Annotated in this window: 17 protein-coding genes and 1 pseudogene; 16 read left to right on the forward strand and 2 right to left on the reverse strand. The window is 42.6% G+C overall.

Translation table 11 applies throughout. From position 1 onward, the window contains the following. The first annotated feature begins 47 nt into the window (after positions 1–47). From pntA to AB4249_RS18175, 7 genes are all read left to right on the forward strand, one after another. Positions 48–1,595, forward strand: coding sequence for a Re/Si-specific NAD(P)(+) transhydrogenase subunit alpha (gene pntA / locus AB4249_RS18145; RefSeq protein ID WP_017060103.1), 1,548 nt, complete (start codon positions 48–50; stop codon positions 1,593–1,595). Between the two features lie 10 nt (positions 1,596–1,605). After that, the gene (gene pntB, locus AB4249_RS18150) at positions 1,606–3,003 is read left to right on the forward strand and encodes a Re/Si-specific NAD(P)(+) transhydrogenase subunit beta (RefSeq protein ID WP_017064580.1); all 1,398 of its coding nucleotides are present in this window, start codon (positions 1,606–1,608) and stop codon (positions 3,001–3,003) included. A gap of 289 nt (positions 3,004–3,292) precedes the next feature. Beyond that, positions 3,293–4,765 carry a sensor histidine kinase VxrA gene (vxrA, locus tag AB4249_RS18155; protein ID WP_065584951.1) on the forward strand — a complete coding sequence of 491 codons (1,473 nt, stop codon included), beginning with the start codon at positions 3,293–3,295 and terminating at the stop codon, positions 4,763–4,765. Further along, entirely contained in the window at positions 4,740–5,399 is a 660-nt protein-coding gene (gene vxrB / locus AB4249_RS18160) for a response regulator transcription factor VxrB (protein ID WP_009845363.1), read from the forward strand. Before vxrA ends, vxrB begins: the two co-directional genes overlap by 26 nt. Next, positions 5,399–6,286, forward strand: a complete 888-nt coding sequence (locus AB4249_RS18165) for a DUF2861 family protein (protein ID WP_065584952.1) — start codon at positions 5,399–5,401, stop codon at positions 6,284–6,286. The genes vxrB and AB4249_RS18165 overlap by 1 nt, the downstream gene beginning before the upstream one ends. A 50-nt stretch (positions 6,287–6,336) precedes the next feature. After that, positions 6,337–7,485, forward strand: a complete 1,149-nt coding sequence (locus AB4249_RS18170) for a conjugal transfer protein TraF (protein WP_372104237.1) — start codon at positions 6,337–6,339, stop codon at positions 7,483–7,485. A gap of 41 nt (positions 7,486–7,526) precedes the next feature. After that, positions 7,527–7,679: a YoaH family protein gene (locus tag AB4249_RS18175; RefSeq protein WP_004731009.1), complete on the forward strand. Its 153-nt coding sequence runs from the start codon at positions 7,527–7,529 to the stop codon at positions 7,677–7,679. A 546-nt stretch (positions 7,680–8,225) separates the two neighbouring features. Here AB4249_RS18175 and AB4249_RS18180 read toward each other — a convergent pair. Then, positions 8,226–8,714, reverse strand: a pseudogene (locus AB4249_RS18180) (GGDEF domain-containing protein); the annotation flags it as partial. 997 nt (positions 8,715–9,711) lie between these two features. On the opposite strand from AB4249_RS18180, the gene AB4249_RS18185 reads away from it, so the two are divergent. Genes AB4249_RS18185 through AB4249_RS18200 form a run of 4 tightly spaced genes read left to right on the forward strand, consistent with a single transcriptional unit; the run spans position 9,712 to position 15,923 of the window. Further along, entirely contained in the window at positions 9,712–11,232 is a 1,521-nt protein-coding gene (locus AB4249_RS18185; RefSeq protein ID WP_372104240.1) for a site-specific integrase, read from the forward strand. Continuing rightward, a complete protein-coding gene (locus AB4249_RS18190) occupies positions 11,198–12,856 on the forward strand; it encodes a site-specific integrase (protein ID WP_372104243.1) in 1,659 nt (552 codons plus the stop codon). The genes AB4249_RS18185 and AB4249_RS18190 overlap by 35 nt, the downstream gene beginning before the upstream one ends. After that, positions 12,857–15,430, forward strand: a complete 2,574-nt coding sequence (locus AB4249_RS18195; protein WP_372104246.1) for a hypothetical protein — start codon at positions 12,857–12,859, stop codon at positions 15,428–15,430. Next, complete coding sequence (locus AB4249_RS18200; protein WP_372104249.1) at positions 15,423–15,923, forward strand: hypothetical protein; 501 nt, start codon at positions 15,423–15,425, stop codon at positions 15,921–15,923. Before AB4249_RS18195 ends, AB4249_RS18200 begins: the two co-directional genes overlap by 8 nt. Before the next feature lie 483 nt (positions 15,924–16,406). Here the strand turns inward: AB4249_RS18200 and AB4249_RS18205 are convergent, their stop codons facing one another. Then, complete coding sequence (locus AB4249_RS18205; protein WP_372104250.1) at positions 16,407–16,940, reverse strand: hypothetical protein; 534 nt, start codon at positions 16,938–16,940, stop codon at positions 16,407–16,409. A gap of 89 nt (positions 16,941–17,029) precedes the next feature. Here AB4249_RS18205 and AB4249_RS18210 point away from each other — a divergent pair, with 89 nt between their 5' ends. The 5 genes from AB4249_RS18210 to AB4249_RS18230 all read left to right on the forward strand — a co-directional run bounded on the left by AB4249_RS18210 (position 17,030) and on the right by AB4249_RS18230 (position 20,052). Further along, complete coding sequence (locus tag AB4249_RS18210; RefSeq protein ID WP_137374236.1) at positions 17,030–17,236, forward strand: helix-turn-helix domain-containing protein; 207 nt, start codon at positions 17,030–17,032, stop codon at positions 17,234–17,236. Between the two features lie 161 nt (positions 17,237–17,397). Beyond that, positions 17,398–17,874: a hypothetical protein gene (locus AB4249_RS18215; RefSeq protein ID WP_372104253.1), complete on the forward strand. Its 477-nt coding sequence runs from the start codon at positions 17,398–17,400 to the stop codon at positions 17,872–17,874. Between the two features lie 203 nt (positions 17,875–18,077). Further along, complete coding sequence (locus AB4249_RS18220) at positions 18,078–18,431, forward strand: hypothetical protein (protein WP_137374235.1); 354 nt, start codon at positions 18,078–18,080, stop codon at positions 18,429–18,431. Continuing rightward, entirely contained in the window at positions 18,428–19,261 is an 834-nt protein-coding gene (locus tag AB4249_RS18225) for a RimK family alpha-L-glutamate ligase (protein WP_372104256.1), read from the forward strand. The genes AB4249_RS18220 and AB4249_RS18225 overlap by 4 nt, the downstream gene beginning before the upstream one ends. 101 nt (positions 19,262–19,362) lie before the next feature. Continuing rightward, positions 19,363–20,052 (forward strand): hypothetical protein, encoded by a 690-nt coding sequence (locus AB4249_RS18230; RefSeq protein WP_137374233.1) that lies wholly within the window; start codon positions 19,363–19,365, stop codon positions 20,050–20,052. Positions 20,053–20,055 lie beyond the last annotated feature (3 nt).

A 20,055-nucleotide genomic window follows, 5' to 3' on the forward strand; every position in this document is an offset into this window, starting at 1 on the left:
TAGATACAAACGAATAAGTCATTCGTGCCAATAGTCAAGGAATAGCTATGCAAATTGGTGTACCAAGAGAAACGCTCGCAGGTGAAACGCGAGTCGCTGCTTCGCCGAAATCGGTAGAACAGCTTCTAAAATTAGGATTTGAAGTTTGTGTTGAATCACAAGCAGGTGCGTTAGCAAGTTTTGAAGATGCAGCTTATGAACAAGCTGGAGCAAAAGTTGTCACCGCAGATGAAGCTTGGAAATCCGATATTATCTTTAAAGTTAACGCTCCGATCGTTGACGAGTCTAAAAATGAAATCGATCTTCTTAAAGATGGCGCAACATTGGTCAGCTTTATTTGGCCTGCTCAAAATCCAGAGTTAATGGAACAATTGTCCAGTCGTAACATCAACGTGATGGCGATGGATTCTGTACCACGAATTTCAAGAGCTCAGGCGTTAGATGCATTGAGTTCTATGGCAAACATCGCGGGTTATCGTGCTGTTGTTGAAGCGGCGCATGAGTTTGGTCGATTCTTCACGGGCCAGATTACGGCTGCGGGTAAAGTTCCACCAGCAAAAGTACTGGTTGCAGGTGCTGGTGTTGCTGGACTGGCGGCAATCGGCGCTGCGGGTAGCTTAGGTGCGATCGTTCGTTCATTCGATGTTCGTCCTGAAGTTAAAGAACAAGTTGAGTCGATGGGCGCTGAATTCTTGGAAGTGGATTTCAAGGAAGACACCAGTGCTGGTGACGGCTACGCAAAAGAGATGTCTGAAGCATTCAATAAGAAAGCGGAAGAGCTTTATGCAGCTCAAGCAAAAGACGTTGATATCATCATTACTACGGCGCTGATTCCAGGTCGCCCGGCTCCGAAGCTGATTACCAAAGAGATGGTAGACAGCATGAGTGCAGGTAGTGTGATTGTAGACCTTGCGGCGGCCAATGGCGGTAACTGTGAATACACGGTTGCGGATCAAGTCATTACAACGGCTAATGGCGTGAAGGTGGTTGGTTACACTGATATGGTTGGTCGACTGCCGACTCAATCATCTCAACTGTATGCAACGAACCTAGTTAACCTTTTGAAACTGCTTTGCAAAGAGAAAGATGGCAACATCAATATCGACTTTGAAGATGTTGTTCTGCGTGGTGTTACTGTCGTTAAAGAGGGCGAGGTCACTTGGCCAGCTCCACCAATTCAAGTTTCAGCTCAACCACAACAAACTAAGCCAAAAGCGGCCAAACCAGAGCCTAAAGTTGAAGAACCTGTTTCTCCGATTAAGAAAGCGGCGGGTATGGCGGTAGCTGTTGGTGCATTCGCTTGGGTAGCTTCGGTTGCTCCAGCTGCGTTCTTATCTCACTTTACCGTTTTTGTTCTCGCTTGTGTGGTGGGTTATTACGTAGTTTGGAATGTAAGCCATTCTCTGCATACGCCTTTGATGTCCGTGACTAACGCTATTTCAGGCATCATTGTAGTAGGTGCACTGTTACAGATCGGGCAAGGAAGTGGCGTCGTCACGTTCTTATCATTTATTGCCGTATTAATTGCAAGTATCAATATCTTTGGTGGCTTTACCGTGACCAAACGTATGCTTGAAATGTTCCGTAAAGACTAAGGAGTAACAGATGTCTGAAGGATTAGTACAAGCAGCTTATATTGTTGCTGCTGTATTTTTTATTATGAGCTTGGCTGGGTTATCGAAACAGGAATCTGCGCGTGCAGGTAACTATTACGGTATCACGGGTATGGCAATCGCGTTGATCGCAACGATCTTTGGCCCTCACTCTGCTGGTATTGTGTGGATCATCATTGCTATGGTGATCGGTGGTGGTATTGGTATCCACTACGCAAGAAAAGTAGAAATGACTGAAATGCCAGAGCTGGTTGCAATTCTGCACAGCTTCGTAGGTATGGCTGCAGTACTTGTAGGTTACAACAGCTACATCGATCCACCTGCTGCTGTTTCTATCAACCCTGCAGATATTCATGCAGAGCACGTTATCCATCTAGTGGAAGTGTTCCTTGGCGTGTTTATCGGTGCGGTGACGTTCACGGGTTCTATTGTTGCGTTTGGAAAGCTTCGTGGCGTTATCTCTTCGTCTGCATTGAACATCCCTCATAAGCACAAGTGGAATCTAGCGGCTATCGTAGTTTCTACACTACTGATGATCATGTTCGTTAAAGCGGACGGCAGCATGTTCGCGCTAATGGTGATGACGCTTATCGCATTCGCATTCGGTTACCACTTAGTGGCATCGATTGGCGGCGCAGATATGCCAGTAGTTGTCTCTATGCTTAACTCGTACTCTGGTTGGGCAGCAGCAGCGGCAGGTTTCATGCTTGCAAACGATCTGCTTATCGTAACTGGTGCATTGGTTGGTTCGTCGGGTGCGATTCTGTCTTACATTATGTGTAAGGCGATGAACCGCTCTTTCATCAGTGTTATTGCTGGTGGATTCGGCCAAGAAGTGGTTGTGTCTGATGGCGATGAAGAGCAAGGTGAACACCGCGAAACATCAGCTGAAGATGTGGCTGATATGCTGAAAAACTCTAAGTCAGTAATCATCACTCCTGGATACGGCATGGCAGTAGCTCAAGCACAATACCCAGTGCATGAAATCACTGAGAAGCTACGAGCGCAGGGCATTAATGTTCGATTTGGTATCCACCCAGTTGCTGGTAGGTTACCGGGTCACATGAACGTACTGCTTGCTGAAGCGAAAGTGCCTTACGATATCGTTCTAGAAATGGACGAAATCAACGATGACTTCGATGAGACAGATACTGTATTGGTAATTGGTGCGAATGACACCGTAAACCCTGCAGCACTTGAAGATCCAAACAGCCCAATTGCTGGTATGCCAGTACTTGAAGTTTGGAACGCTCAGAATGTTATCGTATTCAAGCGTTCGATGAACACAGGTTACGCCGGTGTGCAAAACCCACTGTTCTTCAAAGAGAACACGCAGATGCTGTTTGGCGACGCTAAAAAGAGTTGTCTAAGTATCTTAGAACATCTATAGAGATCACCTCTAAACAATATGTAACAACTCGATAAGGAGCTCATTTGAGCTCCTTTTTTTATCTTACGAAAGCGACTCTATGTGTGATCTCAGTTGATACGAAGTTGACGAAGCCTGATGCAAAACTTGTCGCAATTGAGGTTTGGCTTGCCAATCAGCCTACTAGTACGTATGTACAATGTGGCCGTAATATATTGGCCTTTATCTCTGTAGCTCGCCATTCTCAATGTTTTTCATGCGGTTAAAAATTTATCTTTGATAGCGAATGGTATATATTTGGTTGATCTATATGAATTTGCGTTGGTTTGTGATCATCAAAAGAACATTTACTCTTCTTATCGCTACGTTGTCTGTGTCTGCAAACGCATTTGCTGACTCTTTACCTGAGCGTATCGATAATTTCACCAAACTCTTTGATCATGAAACGGCAATCGAATCTTACGATATTCGAGTGCTACAGGCTGATTATCCAACACGTTTGATCATGCCGTCTTCTATGCTGCCACAAACAGCAGAGTACCCGTTAAAAGACATTCAGCGCTTGTACCAGTTATCAAAAACCTGTAGTGGTAAACTGCCGTTAAGCCCTTTGATTACTGAGCCTTTAGTTTTTACTCGTGCAATGTGTAAAGGCACCAAGCTTTCTGACCGTTGGTTTAGCCGTAGTGGTTTGATTCACCCTGGCGGCGGTTCTTATGCGGCACGATACGTTGAGAAGTACCCAGAAAAATTCGACTCTCTGAAGCGCTTTATGCATATTCAAGAGCGACCAAACACCGAACACGATGAACTACTGTCTCGCTTGCAACAAATGGATAGCGAAGCAATCACCGCGCTGTTAGCGGGTGCGAGTATGTTTGTTGAGCTTGATGAGATGTGGGTAAAACGCGGCTACAGATATTACCTGTATAAAAAATCAGTCTGGAACGAAAATGCCACGCTTGCTGGGTTATCGTTTAGCTTGTCTTCAGAAGGTAAAAGCTGTTTTGTCCAGCGTGGTAATGTGTGTTGGGAAATAGAAGATCATTCAGAGCTTCTGCAAGTCGCCATGTTTATCTTGGTTATTGCCAACATCATGCTTGTCTTAGGTTGGGCGGTTTACCGTTGGAACAGTAAGAAACAAGAGATGAAGAGCCGCATGCTGGTGCTTCAAATCCTAACGCACGAATTAAGAACGCCGATTGCAAGTTTGTCATTGACGGTTGAAGGGTTCAGACGCGAGTTCGAACACTTACCAGAATCAGTATATGATGAGTTTCGTAGGCTGTGTGAAGATACACGCCGTTTAAGACAGTTGGCAGAAGCAAGTAAAGACTATTTGCAATCAGACAACCAACCGCTCGCAACAGAGTGGGTACCAAGCGTTGAAGAGTGGCTTCAATACAAAGTTGAAGAAGAATTTGCACCGGGTATTGAACTCCGTGTAAACAAAGATATTGCTGCAAAAATAAACGTATATTGGTTAGGAACGTGCATCGACAACCTGATCAGAAACGCCGTGAAATACGGTGTCGCACCAGTGATACTAGAACTGAATACTTCTGACAAGAAGCTGACATTCAAAGTTATAGATAATGGAGACTTGTCCCGCAAAGATTGGGGGCAACTAAGAAAGCCATTCGTAAGTAAGAGTGGACTCGGTTTAGGTCTGACGATAGTGGAATCTATGGTCGGAAAAATGGGCGGTCACATGACGCTTATCGGCCCCCCAACAACATTTATTTTGGAGATACCTTGTGAAACAGACATTGCTTCTCGTTGAAGATGATAAAAATTTAGCTGACGGTTTATTAGTTAGCCTTGAGCAAGCTGGATATGAATGTTTGCATGCAGAACTGATCTCTGAAGTTGAAGGCTACTGGGAACAAGCGGACCTAGTGATTCTAGACCGTCAACTTCCTGATGGTGACTCAGTAGATTCACTTCCAGGTTGGAAGAAAAAGAAAGACATCCCAGTTATTTTGCTAACGGCTCTCGTCACAGTAAAAGACAAAGTTGCGGGCCTAGACTCAGGTGCAAACGACTATCTAACTAAGCCTTTCGCTGAAGCTGAATTGTTTGCTCGAATTCGCGCGCAGTTACGCCTGCCTGATGCTGAAGATCAAGATGCATCAAAAGTGATGGCTCAAAATCTAGTTATCGATAAAGCGACACGTGAAGTGTTTTTCAATGAACTGGAAGTCACCCTAACGCGTACTGAGTTTGACCTACTGCTATTTTTGGCAAGCAACCTTGGCCGTGTATTCACTCGTGATGAGCTGCTTGACCATGTATGGGGTTACAACCATTTCCCAACAACACGTACGGTAGACACGCACGTTCTGCAACTAAGACAGAAACTGCCGGGTCTAGAAATCGAAACGCTGCGTGGCGTTGGTTACAAGATGAAAGCGTAATGAAAAAAGCCTTACTTCCACTATTAATGTTGTCTTGCGTGGTGAATACCGCGCAAGCTGCGGATTGGTTTAAGAGTAGTGATACTCTAACTCAAGTTCATAAACACCTGTTGGATAATGACTTACCTCAGATGTTTGATTCACTAGTGGAAGTTTGGCAAATCAACTCTTCTCAATCACGAGAAGATCACCTCAATGAGCTGTTCGATCAAGCATTGAACAAAGATTGTGGTAAAACCCTCACCAGAAAAACACTCCCAGATTGGATCAGTTCAGTCGTCGTTAAAAGACACATCATTCAAAGCCCTGGCCGAGATACTTTTCGCGTATCGATTGATGTTGAATCCGAAAACAACATTCAAGATATTACCTTCGAGAAATGGGTCGATAAGATTGTTTCATCGGACAGTGAGCTAACCAAAGACAGTGAAGTGGTAAACAACGCATCGGTGAGCCTATACCGCAAGCGTTACAATTTAGCATCTCAACTTGAGTCAGGCCTGTATCGTTTAAGTGTGAAAGGCGATGGCGGTAATTCATGGAGTACTTGGATTATTCTTGGTGACGTTGCTTTTCGTCAGCAAGTTCGTTGGGCATCAAAAGACACGTGGCGCATCGATAAAAAAGAACTGCTGAACCCTTATTGTCCGCTTCCTAAGCTCGAAATTGGTTTGTACGATTACATCGATGAACACTATGAGCAGGTGTGGGGCAAGAGCTATGAATCTGATTATCCAATGAACCTAACTGGCGAAGAACTTCCCAATGATCGCTACGTTTTGGCGGTTTCAATGGTGCATTCACGCTGGCAAGGTGACATAGCGATAGAACAAGCACAAACTATCAGTAAAACTTATGATATTTCTAGCGAAGAAGAGTTAAAGTAATTTAGAATTGAGCCGTTAACTATGTAAGGGATCTAACAAAGATAAACGGCATGAAAAAAACCACAAAACTACTCGCAGCATCAATTGCATTCGCCAGTCTTCCTCTTTCAGCAGCAAACTACGCCATTGAAGCGCGTGGTGATGCGATGGGTGGTGTTGGTGTTGTTTCAGCAAACTTCCTAACTGCTCCATTCTATAACCCAGCACTTGTTGCGATTTATCGTCGTAATGATGACATGGGAATGATCACGCCAAGTTTTGGCGGTAATTATAATGACCCTAACGACATGAAATCGAATGTCGATAGTGTCGTTGATGCGTCAAACACCGCAGACTTAGATGCAGCGCTCAATAAACTCGATGGTAACCAAGCTAATGTAGAACTTGGTGGTGTTGTCGCGTTTGCTCTTCCGAACCAGTTTGTCGCGGCAAACCTTTTCGCTAAAGCCTATACAGAATCATTTGCGACTCCTAACGTTTACACGACAGGTTCAGATGAAGACAAAGTAGAATTGTCTACTGTTGAAGCGGTTTCAATAGGCGTAGCAGAAGTTGGCCTTTCTTTAGCAAAATACCAAACCTTTATGGGTCAACACATCTCATTTGGTATCACACCTAAGATCCAACGCATTTATACGTATAACTACGTTGCGTCGGTTAATGATTACGATTTGTCCGACGTTAGAGAAAACAGCGATGGCGACACTGCATTCAACATGGATGCCGGTGCACTTTGGTTCTTCGGCCCGTTCCGAGTAGGTGTTGCAGCAACTAACTTGATCTCTAGAGATATCGAAACAAAAGACACAACAAGAACACTTACCAGCAGCACAAGTAGTGCGACACACCAAGTTGGTGGTAAATACACTTACCAACTAGAGCCGGTATACACAGTGGGTGCAGGTATCGTTTCTGATTACTTTACGTTGAGTGTTGATTACGACCTAAACGAGACAGAGAAGTTTACTTCGTTCGAGGACAACGAACAGATGATTCGTGTTGGTACAGAAGTCGACCTGTTACGTCAGCTTAAGCTAAGGGGAGGGTATTACAAGAACCTGGCTTACTCTGATTCAGAAGGAACAGTCACAGCCGGTATTGGTATCTCGCCACTCAACTTGTTTCAGCTAGATCTAAGTGCTAACTACACAAATGAAAATGCAATGGGTGCATCAATCAATTTCCTTGCTAGTTACTAACAGTCCTTATATAGTTCTGCTCTTAAATAAAGGAGCAGAGCATGCTAAACGACTTACCAACCCTTTCTCACGAAGAACAACAGAAAGCTGTTGAACGAATTCAAGAAATGATGACACAGGGCATCAGCACAGCACAAGCGATTAAAATCGTTGCTGAGCAAATTCGTGAAGAAATGAGTAATAAAGAAGAGTAGGGCATCAGCCCTTCTTTTTTAACCCTTAGTGCACTATAACTAAATATATTACCCTCTAGTATATTATCTCGTACATACCAACTCTTTAGCTACCCTAAATTCCCGACCTATCCAAAACCATTAAATTCCTTTTATTCAGTAAGTTATGTCGGAGTGATCCACTTTTCAGGCATTTCTTGGCTTTGGGTTGTAATTAAATTACAGTAAGTTCTGAAAGTGGAACAATCGCCATTTTAGGTGTCAGTATTTGTGTCACCGCACCTAAGTGGCTAAATATATGGTGTTTTTACGGCTAGTGACGTTGTGACTTGTATTTTGAACGGATGAGAATCCATGAATGTTCAGAAGCAGACAAATGATGATTTCATCGAAGAACAGAGTGAGACAATCCACAGCGGTAATGTTCAAAACCGATATCGCGAATGGCTTACCACCGCTTAGAGCAAGCTTCGTTGCCACATATGTGCTTTACAGAATAAGTATTTAAAAAGCTTACGAGGCGTAAGGTGTTGTGTAGAAGTCGATTAAGGAATGCGGCGCGTATCAATTTGAGAATGCTAAATCGATGTGTTTTCTATTGGGGAATGATAAGTCTAAGCGATAGAACTTGTTAGAAATAAGGTCGCTTTGAGCGCTGTAGTTGTCGTCGTGGTTACGTATGTAGAATCGAAACCTTGGCTACTCTTGACCTTCATATTCTATATTGATGGTGACCGAATCGAACGTTGAGAGATCGAGCCCTTTATTTTGGGTCGATATAACGTACTCAATTTCACAGAAGGGTAAGCTATAGGTTTGTTAAAAGTCACACTGTAACTTAATTCCATCTTCTGACTTATGTAATGAGCCTACGGTGCCACCATCTTGGTCTCTGTCCGTATTTACGCGCGTAGGCTATCTGTCAGGTGTGATGATGTAGTTCTTATCCATGAGCGTATTAAAAGAGATCAACGACACTAGCGTGATTGCTAGGCAAAAATACGCGCCCAGCGATAGATATATGCCTAAATAGCGTTGTTTTTGTTCGGTATTTATACGAAAGGTAACGTTTTTAAGGGGATAATAATTTAACTGTGTAAATATACAGTTGTTATTTGGGTTCTTTATTTTGTGTTCCATAGGACCAAGCTTTATCTGTACAGCTAGCTACAGTGTCACTTTACTTATTGATTACATGTGTCGATAAACATTATAAGCTTTCTAATCTCAGGCGGTAACACCATTGCAACTTCAAAGCAGGCATATCAGTTAGAGAAAACAAGTAAAGAAAAACTAAGCGCAATGGGTTTAAAGTAACTCTTAGGTTTATTACCAAAGCTACCTAAGTCCAATTGAACGTAATTTCAGGGCAAACCGTGATTATGGATCTCCCAAGTATCGGTGTTGTGTACCAGCAATAAGTGTAATGAATCTATGCAAACAGAACACAAAGTACTAACTCTAGAGAGAATCGTTAAGAAGGTTTGAAAAATCTGTGTGCGGGTCTACATAAGACACACGAACTTTATTAGTTGATGGATTTAAACGAGAGCTAAGCATGTGCAGTTGATAAGAAACATTGGTCGCGTGTGTGAAATCTGAAAAAGAAACAACAGCAATGCTCACAAGAATCACACACAACGCGGCGGTTCGTTAGTGCAAACAGAGAAGTGGCAAGATAAGTTAAATCAGATGGACAAAGTTTCTCGTCAATTAGATTTGCTGAATGAAGGTTGGATTGTGTAGATGTTGGCCGCACATATAATTATTTGATTTCAAATGCGCTAAGAAAACCCTGAACGGCGCAAGAAGCGTGAGAGTCAGTTGGAACAAGGATTTTAAGGACAAAAGATGAGAATACTACCTTTAGAATTAACTACACGTATTATTAACTGCGTATTATGTACGTTATGTTAAATAAGTCGGGTTTTGGCTTAGCTTCATAAGTAGGATACTTTCAACAACTTACCGACCAGATCAACCACTTGTCAAATTTATGTTCTGGGCTTACGATAACTTCATAACATTAAATTGTGAGGTTTCATTTAGGTTCATGAGTTACACAACTTTGGAAGTAACAAGGAATAAGCAACAAACTCTTATCTTGGTTGATGATGAGACCACCCTGCCGTCCTTGTTCGTCACAATCTACGCATTAAAAAACCTGCGCCGGAAACGGTTGAGCACTCAGGGGAACATCCATCGTTCACTGAAGTTCTTCTATGTATATTTCGTCAAGAAGCACAAGGTTACTTTCGATTACGCCTTCCACGAGGCTGGCTACAATATTTCGAAGTTTATTGATGAGCTTGATGGCTTCTTCACTTACCTCCTTGGTCAGCAGCACCTTAATAATGAGGAGGATATTGTTGGTCTTGGTTTTATGCACTCAGGTATCACTAAGGCAAACAAAGTAACCTACGGGGGGCACATCAGCCATGTTGGCGGTTTTTTTAAGTACCTCAACTACCGATACATGAATGTGTCATACCAAAATATGTCACCAATGGAAGCTCATCAAATTAGCGAGGCAAACAAAGAGAACCTTGCTTATGCAATAAATAACTTCAATAAGATTGAGGTCTCTCAGAACGAGCCTGCACACAGATACAAAAGTATCACGGAAAAGCAGAGCATTGAGCTGATGAACATGTTAATCCCCTCTACTCCTGCTTTCACTGATGTTGATACTAATCAACTCGTTGATGCCGTAGTTAACCCTGTAAATCCATTTGAAGAAGGTTTTCAGCAATATCGTAACTATCTCATACATAGATTTATGTACAACTATGGTTTGCGTGTCGGTGAGGTGCAGTTGCTCATGACAGACAGCATTGCCGAAACGCTGCCAGACTCACGAGGTGAAACTCAATTTGTGATGGTTGTACAGGATCTACCGGATGAGGTTGATGACCCAAGGAGGCATAAGCCGTCAGTTAAGACAGAGCACTCATATCGTCGAATAGAGCTGACTGAAGACGACTTCATCATGGTTGAGATCTTTAACAATCGTTACCGTGCTCCGCTGTTTGAAGAAAAAGCTATCAAAGATCATGGCATCCTCTTTATCAAAGGGTCTGGAAAGCTAACCCCATTCTCCTACGATGGAATTCGCACAATCTATAAGAAAAAAATCGACCCTTCGTTCGTTCACCTCCATCCCTATTACCGAACCGAGGCGAAAAAGAAGATCGATTATATGGTGAAATTGACTCCCCATGTAGGCCGACACACTTGGGCATACATCACATTGGAATACATCTACAACGAAATTCTGAAAGAGAATTTAATGATGGCTAGTGACTACGGAATCCGCGCAAGGATGAATGGTGAGCTAGATGCCGCTGTCGAAAAACTGCGATCATTAGGAGGCTGGTCTGTGACCAGTAACGTGCCTCTAAAGTATGCCAAACGATTTGTCGAAATGGTGAGTAACGAGAGTAATAAGAATCGAACTAAACGTAATGATTGGCAGGCCGCTATACCTGCTCCGAAGAGTGAAACGAAATCAACTTACAACCCTTTAGAAGATGATGGATATGATGAAGACATCCCATTCGAGTTATTCGATTAATAACCCTGCACAAGAGCCACTACATGGTCACTCGCTATTCACCGCTGAGCAGCTTGATCGAATTGATGTTATGGAGTTGCCGCCGAGATTGTTCTTGATGAATGCCTCCGAGTTTGATGACCAGTTTTTGAGCCTGACTTCTAGTGATTGGCGATACCGTTTTTCTGGTGCAAACAAAGCCATCTTGTTTGCATCCGGTAAGAACTTCCGTACTCTATCTTCATCTTCAATCAAGTTGCTTAAGCATCTAACTGTTGAATACATAAAAGAGAACTCTGCAAGTAGTGCTGACGGCTTTGCTGATCGTTTTGCAAAAATACTTGCAGAACTTGAGGTTGTTTCGCGTGAGAGCCTGATAGCAAAACTTCAAGAGTTGGTTGCTAAGGTTCAGGATAAAATATACGTCAATAAAGATTTCTATTACGCACTCTACGCCCTCCGCCGACTTGAACGAGTCAACTTCTTTAAGAGCACTGGTGATAAGGGTGACCTTGAGGATTTATTGCTAGAAGTCCCTCGACCTAGGAACGCAAATTGGGGTCGCTACCAGAACTTAGACCTCGTTATCCCTGATGAAGTAAGCCTGATGATCGAGAACGGTATTCAGCTATGGGCGTCAAAACTATGCCCGAAACTGGAGACCAAAGAGGCTAAGGTCAAGCATCTTGAGAAGGTCAAAAAAATCGCAAAAATCGATGTCTTAAGAGATTGTATCATCACTGGCATCGTCTATTACGTAGGGGCGCGACCAGTTCAAATAGGAAAGATGGCTGGAGGTGACTATGTAGTAGACACCATGAATGAACATGGAATGCGTTATTCATTACTTGTGCCTTATGCAAAGAAGTCGAAATTGACTATTGACCGGGTTCGTATCGCTGTTCCGGAAGAGCTTGGGAAGCTGATCACCCTGTACAAGTACCTAGAGCAAATTGGGGATGAAGCCCCGCTATTTCCTACAAAGCTAGCTTCGAGGTCGATGGTTGATAAATCGATTAAGAATATGCTGCTCAAGTTCTCCCCTAAGGAAATTCAGGAGGCTGTACAAAACGAAGGCTACAAACTGCCCGTTTATACTGCCAGTCTCTTCCGGCACAACGTTGGTCACTCTATGGCGATGAACGGTGCGAGTGCTGCTGAGATTGCGTATATCTTAGGACATTCCAACTACGTCGTTGCCGACAAATACATTGCAGCTACCCCCGAGATGGCTGACATCCGAGAGATGGCGCTGGGTCGAAATCCTGTGTTCAAGAACATGATTACGCTGGCATTGACTGGCAACCTAGTCCACAGCACTGAGTGGAAAGGTCGTCGGGTTGCTGCCTCTATCGGCGGCAAGCTACATCACCATATTGGCGGGTGCAATTACGAAGAAAACATCTGCCCATTCTCCCAAGGTCGTGGGTGCTATGGATGCCTGTACTTTATGCCCTTCACAGACGGTAAGCACGAGGTAGCACTCGATTCATTCTTTGACGAGCTTGATGAAATCCGTCACGTTGCTGACGACACAGGTCAAGTACACCACCCATTGATGACTGAATTGGTACGTAGGAAAGACCATGTGGTTCAGGTAATTACTCGTATCAAAATGGTTCAGGCTAAGGAAGAGATCGAATAAATGGCTCAGGTAATAAATAACAAGCACGCAAAGAACCTCGTTGCCTACGTGGACAAACACAAAACGAAATTTCATGAGCGCCTTGAAGCCTACAATGCGGTTGGAGACTTGGACTGGGATGCAGCGTCTTGGCACTTTGGCGAAAAAGGTGTTGCGTGGCTAAAAGAAACCAAAGACCACGGCTTTAAATGGAGTGAAGTATCAAATCGCGTTAAAGGACTCACTAAAATGGAAATCTCTAAAGATTTTCAGGACTTTATGCGTGCTTACCACATGCATCAGGTTGTGATTTCCAGCGGTTTACCATCAGGTTCAACTCTAGATAAGCCATTGCAGATCATGAAGCGTTGGTACTGGGAAATGGTTACAGAAACGGGTCAAACGCACCCTATGTACCTCACTGCCGATATCATTCATGCTGCTATGGATCGCCATAAAGACAACTCAAAAAGCGCCCCTAACGTCAGTGACTATTGCGACGTTGCCGTAAATATTATCAAACTTCTTCGGAAGTATGATTTATTCATGGTGAATATTGAAGTCGAAAATAAGCACCCTTGCCGTAGCTCCTCTGTTGGGACAAAGGAAAAGAAGAAGGCTTCCGAATTAAGTCCAGACGACACCCCTGACAAAAAGCTGATTTCCATCCGTGCATTCATGGCTGTTATTGAGCTGATGGCACTGGCAGAAAACGACTATCAGCGCATCTTTTACAACATGTTGCTACTTTGCATCATCTGTGGCTTCCGCTTCCAAGAAGTCATGTCGATGAACATGGATTCATTGGTTAAAAGGGATATCACCGAAGAAAGTAAGCGTCAGCACGCCATTGACCAAGGTTGGCCTACTTACAAACTAGGTATTGAATACCTTGGTGCAAAAAAAGCAGGCTGGCGAATTCATTGGCTGGCACCGACCTCTTACCCAGTGGTTGAGATGATTTATAAGCAGGTGGAAGAACTGACCTATGGTTTCCGTGAGACCATCAAAGCCTTTAGAGACTCTGACTTCACCAACTTCTTGCCTAGTAAAATCGTAGAGCTTTCGGAAGACCTGATTGAGTGCCGTGAACTCTATGACATCATGTTTACTGGTACAGGCGGTCGTCGTAATGTGCTCTATAAATCTATCAGCGTTTCTATGGAATCATGGGCTGGTTACAAACCGATTGTGAGTTGTGAAACGGAGAAATTTAACGTTCAAGGTAAATATTTTACCAAAGAACAATTAAATGATTATGTGTACCAGCGCTATGCCCAAACCAAGAACTTCACTAAGGGGCACCAATGTGTGTTGTCGCTAAAAGACAGTGGTGACTGGGAGCATTTCAACTACGAAGATTTAATGTTCATTATGCCGGAAGGTGCGTTTGGTATTGGGCAAGATTTTGTTTCGTTACAGAACATAGTTCCTCTGGATGAACATGCCGTTGAGGCATGGCTAGGCGGTGCCAATAACCGTAAATCTCTCTTCGACTACTTCAACTTGTTTGAAGATGACGGTTCTCGTATCCAACTGAAAAAGCATGTGCCAAGGCATAACATCAATACCTTCTTGGCTATCGCAGGTGTGACTGACCATATTCAAGCCATCTTAATGGGTCGTGTTGATATCACCCAGAACAAGCATTACCAACACCAAGCACAATCGCAGTCTTATCAGACAGCCTCATTAGCAATGTCCATGCTTGAGAAAGCATATGATGAAGGAAAAAATGCTCTTGCAAAAGAAAACCAGTTGTCTCTATTTGATGCTGATGGAGAGCCTGAACCTCGCCCAAAACCATCGGTTTCTGCTGTTCAAGAACCTCCAAGGACTGAGGTTAGTCGCCGGATGTCAGCTCTTGCTAAATCAGCTATGCCAACGAAGAACACTGGTGTCGCCAACGTTAAAGCATCAACCTCAATGGCGATAAATCCAAAACTAAGCGTGGAGCACAACCTTAAACAAAACATGCAGACCTTTGGCGAAACTACTGACGAAGTAGCTCACTATATCGCAGGTGCAATGTCGGATAAGTTCCTCCCTGAACTTAAAGCTGCCCACGAAAAACTAGTAGCACAAGGCATGGCGGAAAAGGCGAAGGAACTGCTGGAGCGACATGCAAAACTACACCCTTTAGGGTTTGGTGCTTGTACGCGTGACGTAGCACGCTGGGGCTGCCCTCATGCCGTGAAATGTCAGTCAGGATTGCCTTGTGGGTACTTCACCCTTACAGGACGTTTGGGTGAAGCTGAGGAAGCCTCTCGGCGTCTGGCTATCAAGCAAGCCGAGGTTATTGAGCTTCGTAAATTCGCTGAAGCTGACCCTAATTTCAAATTGGCTCTGGAAGAACAAGAAGAGGCTCTGGTTGTGCTGGAAGCTCTGGAAGCAGGCGCCATCGAGGCTCAAAGCGCCAAGAAACTAGTAGATCTCATGTCAGACGACAAAGACAACCCGCTAGGCCGAATCATGGCGCGAATTAATGAACAAATGCTAATTGGTAAAACCCCGAAAACCCTTGCCGACCTGTTCTTCATCGAACAAAAACGCTTGGAGAGAGATGCAGCCCAGAAGGAATCAAATAATGGCTAAAGTACCACGTACTCGTAATGCAGATGACAAAGTGATTCAGGGTAAAGAGCTTGATGCCTACATCAAAGCTGAGCTGCAAGCGATGGTGCGTGAGGGGCTTGAAAAGTCCCCCATTCAGCCATCAACACTCCATGCACGCCTGAAGGCTAAAGGTATTATCAAGGGCGGGGTCAGCACCCTGAGTACCCGTAGAGTTATTATCAATGAATACAAACTTCGCCAGCATAATAACCATGAAGATGGTAAGCGTGAATTAACCAATGATGAGAAAGCTATGTTGGCTGAGGGGCGTACCGGTGCCGCCTACATCAGTAAGGCTGACCGTCTCGATAGTGCGCTTAAAGACTACAAGGTGCGTTATGAGCGTAATATTTTAGCTGTCGCAGACATCATTGAACATGTTGACTCCCATCTTGCAGTTAGTGTTGAGACATTACTTGCAAAGGATCTCATTCGTGAGTTGAGAGAATATGGTAAGGGAAATGATAAATGATGGAAAATGGTTCAATTGTTTTCGTAGTCCATAACCGAATGTATTTAACAATAGTTTGATTTACCATAAAGTAGGTAATCACCATTATTTAAACTATCGTCTAAATAATGGTGATTACCGCTTAAAAACCTACTCAGTGGTGCATTCTTGGTAGTTTCAATCCGAGGAATTGAGAAACTTAGCGCGCTCTTTTTTGTTTATCCACAACCAAATTATGAACAGTATGACCGCCCTCTTTAGCCATTTATTATTTTTTCTTTGAGTTCCACTATAAACTTTATAGTTCGATCTGTTGTGACAGTGTAACCTTGTTGCGATGAGAATTTTAAAATTACGCTAGTGTGTTGGAATCTAGAACAGTTCATTCTTGAGCGCTAACTTTTTCGAGAATTGGTTAAGCAAGAAGGTGTTAAAGAGATCGATATAACAAAAAGCGTGGCGCTATCTGGAGCATGTCTTTTACGTTGCACTAATTGCTTTGATTTATGGTTGATTATTCTTGTTGATTAGTCTCAGGGTTTTGTTTCTAACGTTTAACTTTGCCACGAGAGAAGATGCTTTATTGTTGGCCTCATTGTACAACGGAGTTAACAATGGCTTTAACTTAACAGAGCGTTCCATCAGTAAATTGTACTCATCAACTTCTGTAAGGGCTGCGGCCAACTCGAATTCAATCTCTGCTCTCTCTTTTTCTAGTTCCTCAAGCAGGCTTATCTCTCTCTTTTTATTCGGATATCTTCTGCGCTTCGTTAGAATAAAGAGAGCATCATAGAACTTTAAAGATTTACGGTAGATGCGGTGGGAACCATAACCTTTACCGGTTAAAAGCCCTGCAATTTCGAGCTTTTTCAGTTCCCTACTTATAAATGCCCTTATAGCTGGTTGCTCTTCCCCGACCCTTGTAGAACGAATCGTAAACTCTCTTCTTATTTCTCGGACAGAAATTTCATACATTGCTCTAGGGAAAAGAATTTCATAGATATCTTTATTTATTCGATATTTGTTAGATTTTTTCATGGGAGTATCAGGATTTATAATTATGCGGATTATAGTCCGTGGTTATCTTAGCTTCAAGGGTGGATAGTCTTTCATTTTTCGGATTATAAATGAAAGATATAGCAAAGCATTTTGGTAGGAATCTTAAGGCTGTGAGAAAAGAGAGAGGAATCTCGCAGGATAAGCTGGCTCTCTTGGCCGACATCGATCGCAGTTATGTTGGAAGAATTGAGAGAGGTGAAGTGAACGTTACGCTAGAGAAAGTCTATCAACTATCTGAAGTGCTAGATTGTGACCTTAATGATCTACTTCCATAATGTTATTAGTTGATCTGTCAGAGTTAAAAAGAGCCTTATGGTTGTGTTCGAAGCAGCTAGAGTTTAATAATGTCTTGTAGAGTGTCAATGTGTGTGGGGTGCCGATCATTGATAATTTGGTTTATTATTCTTACTAACAATCTAGTAAAGTAGAGTTTAAATTGAATACAAAACGCGCCCCCTCTCCTGAGTATCAAATCACACCAGAAATTTTTGTGCGCAATGCATGGGATATGGACTTTAGAATATCTACCGCAGACTCTTCAGCCCTTCCTCCTGATTTCATAAAAAACACAACATCGCTAGCTGAAAAGGAAGGTATTATCGTTCACTCTTTAGACTTTTCTGAGTACGAATCGGCAGTAGCCGCATTAACCGCAAAAGAAAGTTCTTGTTTCCTTGAAGCCATTGAAAATGATGGAGGCAATAAATCACTACTATGGTTTGTAAATTGCGAGTCGCTTGCACCTTTGAACGTTGATATAACCTATTCCCTTCGTACAATATTGACGACACGAATAGGAAGTAACACCCAGTCAGTATTCATTTCTACTAAGGCATCATTATTAATGATGTTCGCTAACCCCGAAGCACCTTTTTACCAAAGTCACTTTAGACTAACGGGATATAGTAGTTAACGGCGGGAAAGCCTATCTAGAAAAATTCAAAAATAGAACCGACAAAACTTAGTATGATATTCACTGAAAGTGTCCTTAAACTAAATTACGAAATTGATTTAGAAATACCTTTTATGCGCACCACGTTTCATGCTAGCTTGACGATAAAAATCAAGTAGCACTGCTGCTGAAATAATCTTCGTAAACATTCCTAAGGAACATCTATGTTAGATACCCATAAGCCGTTTATTCTTAACTACGCAACAGAAAGAGTTCATTCAGATGTTCCATCTTTAGGTGGGCACTACTGCGAAAACGAACATATGTGGGTTGATAACGAATCCAAGACGCCAATTATAAATCTAGTTGATAGAAATCACCCTGAATTAGTCACAAAAACAGACGTTCAAATTGAAAGCGATGATCAGTCCTACGCTTTTGAATTGCTGACAAAAACCAAAGTTCAAGATGAGAGTGATGACAATGATATTAGGTTATGCCATTTAAACGAGCTTCTCACTAAAACAGCAGTGATGCAAGAAAGCGACGATAACTCCTACAGTTTTGGTATGTTATGATTCTTTTAGTTACTAATAAGCGAGATCTAACTACTGACTATGTTGTCAGAGAACTGAAGCTTAGAGGTGTTTCATATGTTAGGCTTAACACAGAGACACTAAATGAGCATAGGTGTTCTATCGGTTATGACTCGATAGATGATTGGAAAATTGGTGATATCAACGGTAAGAAAGTCACCTCTGCTTACTTTAGAAGACCCTGCCCTACAACAACTTCTCACCCCACACTAACTGAAGGGGAATCAGAGTACTTAGATATGGAATGGCTATCATTTCTTAAGAGCATTTATTATCGGCTTGATAGAAAGTGGTTAAGCTCTCCTACCAACATAGCTTTAGCTGAAGATAAGCCAAGACAGCTATTATTAGCAAGTTCTCTTGGTTTCAACGTACCACAAGGTATTATTACTAATGATGTTTTTACAGTTATGGCGAGAACAGCGAATGAAAACCTCATAGCCAAGCCATTGAGACAAGCACTTTTAAAGGAAAAGAATGAAAGTGTTGTTTTCACTAGCCAGATACCAACACTTACACCTGAGTATGACGAATCAATAGGTTTTGCTCCCTCCATATATCAACAAGAGATTTCAAAAAAATATGATGTTCGCGTAACTGTAGTTGGCGATAAAGTGTTTCCTGTAGCAATTTGGTCACAAACATCTGAAAAAACAAAAGTTGACTGGCGTCAAGGTGGAAGAATTGATCTGCTCCACGAGCATATAGATATACCAGATGATTTGAAAATGAAATGTATCAGGCTAGTTAGATCTTTGAACCTGAGGTTTGGTGCTATCGATTTGGTATGTGATTTGGATGGAGTTTCTTGAGATTAACCCCAATGGCCAGTGGGCTTGGATTGAGAATCAGACTAAGTTGCCAATTGCGTCATCCATCGTTCACGAGTTAATGAAAATTAGTGAGTATAATTATGAATCTTGACTTGTTTTGGCCGACAATTTCATATGGTTCTGAAAATGCAAAAAAAGAGCTCCTTGAAAGAGACTTAGAACTGTTAAATGATTTGTCAGTAAATGACGCGATAGGTGTTACATTAGATGAATCTCGGCGGTTGTACGATCAAGAACAGGCAAGGCGATCGACCGTAGATAGTAAAGCTGGTACATATATCGCAGCTTCAACTGCACTTATACCAATACTGATATCATTGGCTTCAATTATTACTAGTTTTGATACTCTCATCGAATTCAATGGCTTAAGTGTTTTGGGGCTACTCACAACTGTTGCGTTTATGTTTGCCTTAATTATGTCGATTAGGTGCGTGATGTGGTCCCACAAAGCGCTTAAAGTTTCATCCTTCCACTTGTTAAGCTGGCAAGAGTTAATTACTCATGACAACCCCGAAACATTACAACTTCAATTAGCCAAAAAGCTGTTGAGCGCTTTACGTATCAATTATGATTTAACCAATAGCACAGTTACTTGTGTAAAGATGGCTCATGCCCTGCTCACTAGCGCTATGTTTTGGTTGATCGTTGGTACGCTATTACAAGCATTTGCTTATTTACTAAATGGTTCTGAAGCGCTTGGTGGCCTACATAATAGAGATGCAATCAGCCCGATCATTAATATCTTTAATATCAAATCAGACCCCATTTAAAGC

It is taken from the genome of Vibrio sp. 10N.261.55.F4 (genome assembly GCF_041470465.1).
Lineage (GTDB): Bacteria > Pseudomonadota > Gammaproteobacteria > Enterobacterales > Vibrionaceae > Vibrio > Vibrio crassostreae_C.

Bases quoted from the DNA above. Each gene is read 5' to 3' on its own strand.
- AB4249_RS18190 (WP_372104243.1), top strand. From the start codon at position 11,198: ATGATGAAGACATCCCATTCGAGTTATTCGATTAATAACCCTGCACAA.
- AB4249_RS18195 (WP_372104246.1), top strand. From the start codon at position 12,857: ATGGCTCAGGTAATAAATAACAAGCACGCAAAGAACCTCGTTGCCTAC.
- AB4249_RS18175 (WP_004731009.1), top strand. From the start codon at position 7,527: ATGCTAAACGACTTACCAACCCTTTCTCACGAAGAACAACAGAAAGCT.
- AB4249_RS18220 (WP_137374235.1), top strand. From the start codon at position 18,078: ATGTTAGATACCCATAAGCCGTTTATTCTTAACTACGCAACAGAAAGA.
- vxrA (WP_065584951.1), top strand. From the start codon at position 3,293: ATGAATTTGCGTTGGTTTGTGATCATCAAAAGAACATTTACTCTTCTT.
- AB4249_RS18165 (WP_065584952.1), top strand. From the start codon at position 5,399: ATGAAAAAAGCCTTACTTCCACTATTAATGTTGTCTTGCGTGGTGAAT.
- AB4249_RS18185 (WP_372104240.1), top strand. From the start codon at position 9,712: ATGAGTTACACAACTTTGGAAGTAACAAGGAATAAGCAACAAACTCTT.
- AB4249_RS18210 (WP_137374236.1), top strand. From the start codon at position 17,030: ATGAAAGATATAGCAAAGCATTTTGGTAGGAATCTTAAGGCTGTGAGA.
- AB4249_RS18205 (WP_372104250.1), bottom strand. From the start codon at position 16,940: ATGAAAAAATCTAACAAATATCGAATAAATAAAGATATCTATGAAATT.
- AB4249_RS18225 (WP_372104256.1), top strand. From the start codon at position 18,428: ATGATTCTTTTAGTTACTAATAAGCGAGATCTAACTACTGACTATGTT.
- pntA (WP_017060103.1), top strand. From the start codon at position 48: ATGCAAATTGGTGTACCAAGAGAAACGCTCGCAGGTGAAACGCGAGTC.
- pntB (WP_017064580.1), top strand. From the start codon at position 1,606: ATGTCTGAAGGATTAGTACAAGCAGCTTATATTGTTGCTGCTGTATTT.
- AB4249_RS18200 (WP_372104249.1), top strand. From the start codon at position 15,423: ATGGCTAAAGTACCACGTACTCGTAATGCAGATGACAAAGTGATTCAG.
- AB4249_RS18230 (WP_137374233.1), top strand. From the start codon at position 19,363: ATGAATCTTGACTTGTTTTGGCCGACAATTTCATATGGTTCTGAAAAT.
- AB4249_RS18170 (WP_372104237.1), top strand. From the start codon at position 6,337: ATGAAAAAAACCACAAAACTACTCGCAGCATCAATTGCATTCGCCAGT.